Origin of the sequence: Elioraea sp. Yellowstone (assembly GCF_006704265.1) — a bacterium.
Taxonomy (GTDB): Bacteria; Pseudomonadota; Alphaproteobacteria; order Acetobacterales; family Acetobacteraceae; genus Elioraea.
The window spans coordinates 1-6,148 of the sequence record NZ_VIKA01000173.1 but is presented as its reverse complement, the minus strand read 5'-3'; the positions used below and the strand labels follow the sequence as shown (position 1 = coordinate 6,148).

6 protein-coding genes and 1 pseudogene are annotated in these 6,148 nt (G+C 74.5%); 5 read left to right on the top strand and 2 right to left on the bottom strand.

What is annotated here, in order from left to right; all coding sequences use genetic code 11:
- The 5 genes and pseudogenes from FK498_RS19435 to FK498_RS16530 all read left to right on the top strand — a co-directional run.
- A pseudogene (locus tag FK498_RS19435) lies at window positions 1-363 on the top strand (cysteine desulfurase); the annotation flags it as partial.
- A 16-nt stretch (window positions 364-379) separates the two neighbouring features.
- On the top strand, window positions 380-1,555 hold the full coding sequence (locus FK498_RS16545) for a cysteine desulfurase family protein (RefSeq protein ID WP_141856484.1): 1,176 nt from the start codon (window positions 380-382) through the stop codon (window positions 1,553-1,555).
- Between the two features lie 17 nt (window positions 1,556-1,572).
- Window positions 1,573-1,905: a ferredoxin family 2Fe-2S iron-sulfur cluster binding protein gene (locus tag FK498_RS16540; protein WP_019016394.1), complete on the top strand. Its 333-nt coding sequence runs from the start codon at window positions 1,573-1,575 to the stop codon at window positions 1,903-1,905.
- Window positions 1,905-2,618: a thiaminase II gene (tenA, locus tag FK498_RS16535; RefSeq protein WP_141856482.1), complete on the top strand. Its 714-nt coding sequence runs from the start codon at window positions 1,905-1,907 to the stop codon at window positions 2,616-2,618. The genes FK498_RS16540 and tenA overlap by 1 nt, the downstream gene beginning before the upstream one ends.
- A gap of 199 nt (window positions 2,619-2,817) precedes the next feature.
- Complete coding sequence (locus tag FK498_RS16530) at window positions 2,818-4,020, top strand: M20 aminoacylase family protein (protein ID WP_141856480.1); 1,203 nt, start codon at window positions 2,818-2,820, stop codon at window positions 4,018-4,020.
- 105 nt (window positions 4,021-4,125) lie between these two features.
- Here FK498_RS16530 and FK498_RS16525 read toward each other — a convergent pair whose 3' ends face one another.
- On the bottom strand, window positions 4,126-5,451 hold the full coding sequence (locus FK498_RS16525; protein ID WP_141856479.1) for an FAD-binding oxidoreductase: 1,326 nt from the start codon (window positions 5,449-5,451) through the stop codon (window positions 4,126-4,128).
- Window positions 5,452-5,461: 10 nt separating this feature from the next.
- Window positions 5,462-6,148: GntR family transcriptional regulator (locus FK498_RS16520; RefSeq protein WP_141856477.1), on the bottom strand; the 687-nt coding region annotated here is incomplete at its 5' end.

Here is a 6,148-nt window from a genome sequence, read left to right as displayed (position 1 = left end):
GCCCTGCGCGACGCGATCCTCGCCGGGCTCGCCGAACGCGTCCCCCGCGCGGTGCCGCTCGCGCTCGGCGCCGCCCGGCTGCCCAACACGCTCGCGCTGGCACTTCCCGGCGTGCCGGCCGCGACCCAGGTCATGGCGCTCGACCTCGCCGGGGTGGAGGTCTCGGCGGGGGCGGCCTGCTCCTCGGGCAAGGTGGCGGAGAGCCACGTGCTGCGGGCGATGGGGCTCGGCCCGCTCGCGGGCTGCGCCATCCGGGTCAGCCTGCCCTGGGACGCGCCGGACGACGCGCCCGGCCGCTTCCTCGCCGCCTATGCGGCGATGGCCGCCCGGCTCGCGCGGACGGTTGAACCCGCGCCCGCCTGACGCGACATCCCCGGGCATGGATCAGCCCGCCCCCCGCAACCGCCCGGTCTATCTCGACAACCAGGCGACCACGCCATGCGACCCGCGCGTGGTCGAGGCGATGCTGCCGTGGTTCACGGACCGCTTCGGCAATCCCCACAGCGCCGAGCACCGCATGGGCCGCGAAGCCGAGGCGGCGGTGGAGGCGGCGCGCGCCCAGGTGGCCGCGCTGATCGGCGCGGAGGCGCGCGAGATCATCCTCACCTCGGGCGCCACGGAGTCGAACAATCTCGCCATCAAGGGGGCGGCGCGGTTCGCCCGCGCGCAGGGCTCACCGCGCAACCGCGTGGTCACGGTCGCGACCGAGCACAAATGCGTGCTCGAGAGCGTGGCCGATCTCGCCACCGAGGGGTTCGAGCCGGTGGTGCTGCCCGTCCGCCCCGACGGTCTGCTCGATCCCGACATCTTGGCCGCGGCCGTCGACGACCGCACGCTGCTGGTCAGCGTGATGGCGGTCAACAACGAGATCGGCGTGATCCAGGACCTCGCCGCGCTGGTGCCGATCGCCAAGCGCGCGGGCGCCCTGTTCCACACCGACGCGGCGCAGGCGGCCGGCAAGATCCCGCTCGACGTCGCCGCCCTCGGCCTCGATCTGGTGTCGCTGTCCGGCCACAAGCTCTACGGGCCGAAGGGGGTGGGGGCGCTCTATGTGCGCCGCCGTCCGCGGGTCCGCCTGGCCCCGCTGTTCTCCGGCGGCGGGCAGGAGCGCGGATTGCGCTCGGGCACGCTGGCCACGCCGCTGATCGTCGGCCTGGGCGAGGCGTGCCGGATCGCAGCCGCCGAGATGGCGGCGGAGGCGGCGCGGCTCGCCTCCTTGCGCGACTCGCTCCATCGCCGGCTCGCCGAGGCACTGCCCGGGCTGCGCCTGAACGGCAGTGCTGCCGCGCGCATTCCCGGCAATCTCAACCTGACCTTCCCGCGCACCCCTGCGGCCGATCTGATGGCGCGCGCGCCGGATCTCTGTGTCTCAACCGGCTCGGCCTGTTCCTCGGCCGCGATCGAGCCCTCCTATGTCCTGCGCGCGCTCGGCCTCTCCGACGAGGAGGCGGGGCGAACCTTGCGCATCGGGCTCGGGCGCTTTACCTCCGCCGCCGACATCGACTACGCGGCCGCCGCACTGATCGCGGCGCACGAGGCCTGGGCGGCCGCCTGACAACGACGGGACCTGGCATGCCGAAGATGACCTTCATCGAGCGTGACGGCACGCGCCGCGAGGTGGACGCGCCGCTCGGGCTCTCCGTGCTCGAGATCGCGCATCGCCACGGCATCGACATCGAGGGCGCCTGCGAGGGCTCGCTCGCCTGTTCGACCTGCCACGTGATCGTCGATCCGAAGTATTTCGAACTGCTCCAGGCGCCGACCGAGGACGAGGAGGACATGCTCGATCTCGCCTTCGGGCTGGAGGAGACCTCGCGGCTCGGCTGTCAGATCGTCATGACCGAGGAGCTCGACGGGCTGGTGGTGCGCCTGCCCAAGGCGACGCGCAACGCGATGAAGGACTGATGGACGCGATCGCCGCAGCGGGATCGCAGGACGCGCTCCGCGCGCCGGGCACCCTGTTCGCGCGCCTGCGCGAGGCGGCGCGCCCGTCCTGGGAGGCCTATGTCGCGCACCCCTTCGTGCGCGGCCTGGCCGACGGATCGCTGCCGGAGGCCGCGTTCCGCCGCTATCTCACGCAGGACTACCTGTTCCTGATCCATTTCGCCCGCGCCTATGCGCTCGCGGCGTTCAAGCACGCCACCGTGGCCGATATCCGCGGCGCGGCGGCGACGCTGCATGCGCTGATCGACCACGAGATGCGGCTGCACGTGCAGTACTGCGCGGGCTGGGGCATCGACGAGGCGACGATGGAGGCGGAAGCCGAGGCCGAGGAGACGATGGCCTACACGCGCTACGTCCTCGAGCGCGGCCTCGCGGGAGACGTGCTGGATCTCGAAGTGGCGCTCGCCCCGTGCGTGATCGGCTATGCCGAGATCGGCGCGCGCATGGCGGCCGACCCTGCGCTGAAGCGCGAGGGCAACCCGTATCGCGCCTGGCAGGAGATGTACGGCGGCGCGGAGTTCCAGGCGATCGCCGCCGAGGCGATCGCGCGGCTCGACCGGCTGGGCGCGGCGCGCGGTGCGGAGGCGCGGTTCGCGGAGCTCGCCCGCAGCTTCGAGGCGGCATGCCGGCTGGAGGCGCGGTTCTGGCAGATGGGGCTGGACGCGGCGCGGTAGCGCAGGGTGGGACCGGCGCGGTCCCCCGGCCGTCGTCCATTTCCCGGGGCGCGGTCCCCCGGCCGTCGTCCATTTCCCGGGGCGCGGTCCTCGCCTCGGTCGCGCCGGCCGGCAGCGTCTCGTCACCGCCCGCCCTGGCCTTCGCGGCGCGGCCGTTGCATCTTCCGCCCCCCGGGACGCGCACGCGAGAGACCCGCCCATGGACCGATCCGTCATCGACGGCGTGAAGCCGTACCACGCCGAGCTCACCGCCATCCGCCGCGACATCCACGCGCATCCCGAGATGGGCATGGAGGAGGTGCGCACGGCCGCGCTGGTCGCGGCCAAGCTGCGCGAGTGGGGCATCGAGGTGACCGAGGGCGTGGGCAGGACCGGCGTGGTCGGCACGGTGAAGGGGAAGTTCGCCGGCCAGCGGGCGATCGGACTGCGCGCCGACATGGACGCGCTTGCCATCCCGGAGGCGACGGGGCTGCCCTATGCCTCGCGCAACCCGGGCGTGATGCATGCCTGCGGCCATGACGGCCACACGGCGATGCTGCTCGGCGCTGCGCGCTATCTCGCCGAGCACCGCGACTTCGCCGGCACCGTGCACCTGATCTTCCAGCCGGCCGAGGAGGGCCGGGGCGGCGCGCGCGCGATGCTGGCCGACGGGCTGTTCGAGCGCTTCCCCTGCGATGCCGTCTATGGCCTGCACAACAAGCCGAACCTGCCGGCGGGACGGTTCGCCACGCGCACCGGCCCGGCCCTGGCGGCCGCCGACCGCTGGGCGGTCACCTTCCGCGGCACCGGCGGACATGGCGGCTCCACCCCGCATCTCGCCACCGACGTCACCGTGGTCCAGGCGCATTTCGTGCTGGCCCTGCAGACCATCATCGGCCGCAACGTGCCGGCGGTGGAGGCGGCCGTGCTTTCGGTCGGCGCGATCGCCGGCGGCTCGTTCGACTCCCCCAACGTCATGCCGGCCGAACTCCGCCTCGCCGGCACGGCGCGCAGCTACTCCCGCGCCGTGCGTGACCTCCTGGAGCGGCGCATCCGCGAGCTCGCGACGACATTCGCCCAGGCGCATGGCTGCGCGGCGGAGGTCGAGTATCGTCGCGGCGTGCCGGCGCTCGTCAACCACGAGGAGCAGACCGCGGTCGCGGTCGCGGCGGCCGAGGCGCTGGTCGGCGCCGAGGCGGTGGACGCCAACGCCGCGCCCGTCACGGGCGGGGAGGATTTCGCGCTGATGCTGGAGGCGAAGCCCGGCGCCTTCATGTTCATCGGCGGCGGCGCGGGGCCGGACGGCCGCTCGCCCGAACTGCACACGCCGCATTTCGACTTCAACGACGCGATCATCCCGCTCGGCGTCGCGTGGTGGGTGGGCGTGGTGCAGCAGGAGCTCGGGCTGCAGCGCCAGGGATAGGCGGACCGCCTCCCGGGCCGCGCGCAGGGGTGCGGCCGGGGCCGCGCCGGCCCCGCCACGCGCCGGCCGCGCCAGGGGGCTGCGGGTGCTGCCCCGCGCCTCCGGTCAAGCCTTTGCGCGTCCGCCATGACCGGCGGATCCTGTCCCGTCCAGCCGGTCGCGCGCGCGCAGCCAGGCTGCGGCGGCGGCGACGTAGAGGCGGCGGAGGCGATGGAACGGGATCGGGGCGACGGGGGTGAGCGGGATCGGCAGGACGCCGGGCCCGCCGCCGGCGATCGCCTCGGCCAGGCGGGAGCCGAAGGCGAGGCACCAGGCGACTCCCTTGCCGTTGCAGCCGATCGCCGCCCAGAGCCCGGGCGCCAGCAGGTGGGCGGACGGCAGGCGTCCGGGGACGATCGCGACCTGCCCGCCCCAGCGATGCGTGACCGCAAGCGCGCCGAGGAAGGGAAAGAGCCGCTGCATCGTCCTCTCCTGCAGGGCGAACTGCGCCGGCCGGCGCGGCGCCGCGGCCGTCCCCTTGCCGCCGACCACGAGCCGGCCGGCAGGATCGAGGCGGAAGTAGCGCAGCACGCGCCGCGTGTCCGAGACGCAGGCGCCGGACGTCAGGACGCGGGCTCGCACAGGCTCGGGCAGGGGGGACGTCGCGACCTGGAAGCTCCAGACCGGGAGGATCGCGCGCGCGAGCGGGGGCCAGAGCCCGCCCGTCAGCGCATTGGTTGCAACCAGCACGGATGGCGCCGTCACGCGGCCTGCGGGCGTTGCGATCGCCCAGCCGCTGCCGTCCCGGCGCAGCGCGATCGCCGGCGAGTCCGTGTGCACGCGCGCGCCCGCCGCAAGGGCGGCGCGCGCGAGCGCGCGGGTGAGGGCGAGCGGATTGACCGTGCCGCCGCTGCGATGCAGCCAGCCGCCGCGATAGGCCGTGCTGCCGATCTTGGCCACGATCGCGTCGCGGTCGAGCAGCGTGGCGTCCTGTCCTGCCTGCCGGCAGAGATCGACGCGCCGCCGCGCCTCGGCCAGGCCGTGGTCGGTGTCGCTCGCCTGGATCCAGCCGCGCTGCTCCGCATGGCAGTCCAGCCCCTCGCGCCGGATGAGGGCGAAGGCGGCGTCGGCCGTCTCCATCCCGAAGCGCCAAGCGCGCCGGCCGGCCGCCGCGCCCCAGACCCGCGCGAGCTCGCCCGGATCAAAACGCAGCCCCGGGATCACCTGCCCTCCGGAGGCGCCGGAGGCGCCGGCACCGATGCCTGCCGCCTCCAGCACGACGGTATCGACACCGCTCTGCGCGAGGGCGAGGGCGGTCGACAGCCCCAGGATGCCGGCGCCGATCACGGCGACGCGTGTCTCGACCGGCCCGGCGACCGGCCGGGTCGCGGGTGGCGGTGGTGCGGTGGCGAGCCACACCGGGGCGCCGAGCATGATGTCTTTCGAGATCATGAAAATCAGATCAGCTCGGCGAACGGACCAGCGCCGCCGCGCGTTCCAGGTGCCGGCGCAGGAGCAGGGCGGCGAGTTCGACCTCGCCCTGCTCGATCCGGTCGAGGATCTCGAGGTGCTCGGTGCAGGACTGCACCACGCGGGCCGGGCCGAAGGTCCAGTCGTAGTTCGAGAAGCGGCGCAGCCGGTTCTGCTGGCGGATCGCGGCGAGCATGAAGCGGTTGCCGGCCCCGGCCACCAGCCCCTCGTGGAAGCGCGCGTTCATCTCGAACAGCGCGATCGCGCGCTCCTCCCGCCAGGGCATCGCGAGCATCGTCCGGTGTTCGTCGCGCATCCGCCGCGCCCAGTCCGGATCCAGCCGATAGCCCGGCTCGCGCAGCGCCGCGGGCTCCACCGCCAGGCGGAAGCGGTAGCTCTCGGCCCGCGTCCGGTCATCGTAGCGCGGCTGCGGGATCGACCAGCCGGTGCCCGGACGCCGCTCGATCACGCCGGCGGCGGCGAGCCCGGCGAGCGCCGCCGCGAGCGCGGCCCGGCCGACCCGGTAGCGGCGCATCAATGCGGCTTCGGAAACGGCGCTCGGCAGCAGGCCGGTGCGGGCGTCCCGCGCGATCGCGAGGATCAGACGCTGCGTCCCGTCCGGCTCGGGGGGCGGGGCGATGGCGGCCAGGGCGTCGGCGCCCGCCGCCAGCTCGTAGCC

What these genes read in the sequence shown, in the direction of transcription:
- FK498_RS16545 (WP_141856484.1), top strand. Translation starts at nt 380, where the DNA reads ATGGATCAGCCCGCCCCCCGCAACCGCCCGGTCTATCTCGACAACCAG.
- FK498_RS16540 (WP_019016394.1), top strand. Translation starts at nt 1,573, where the DNA reads ATGCCGAAGATGACCTTCATCGAGCGTGACGGCACGCGCCGCGAGGTG.
- tenA (WP_141856482.1), top strand. Translation starts at nt 1,905, where the DNA reads ATGGACGCGATCGCCGCAGCGGGATCGCAGGACGCGCTCCGCGCGCCG.
- FK498_RS16530 (WP_141856480.1), top strand. Translation starts at nt 2,818, where the DNA reads ATGGACCGATCCGTCATCGACGGCGTGAAGCCGTACCACGCCGAGCTC.
- FK498_RS16525 (WP_141856479.1), bottom strand. Translation starts at nt 5,451, where the DNA reads ATGATCTCGAAAGACATCATGCTCGGCGCCCCGGTGTGGCTCGCCACC.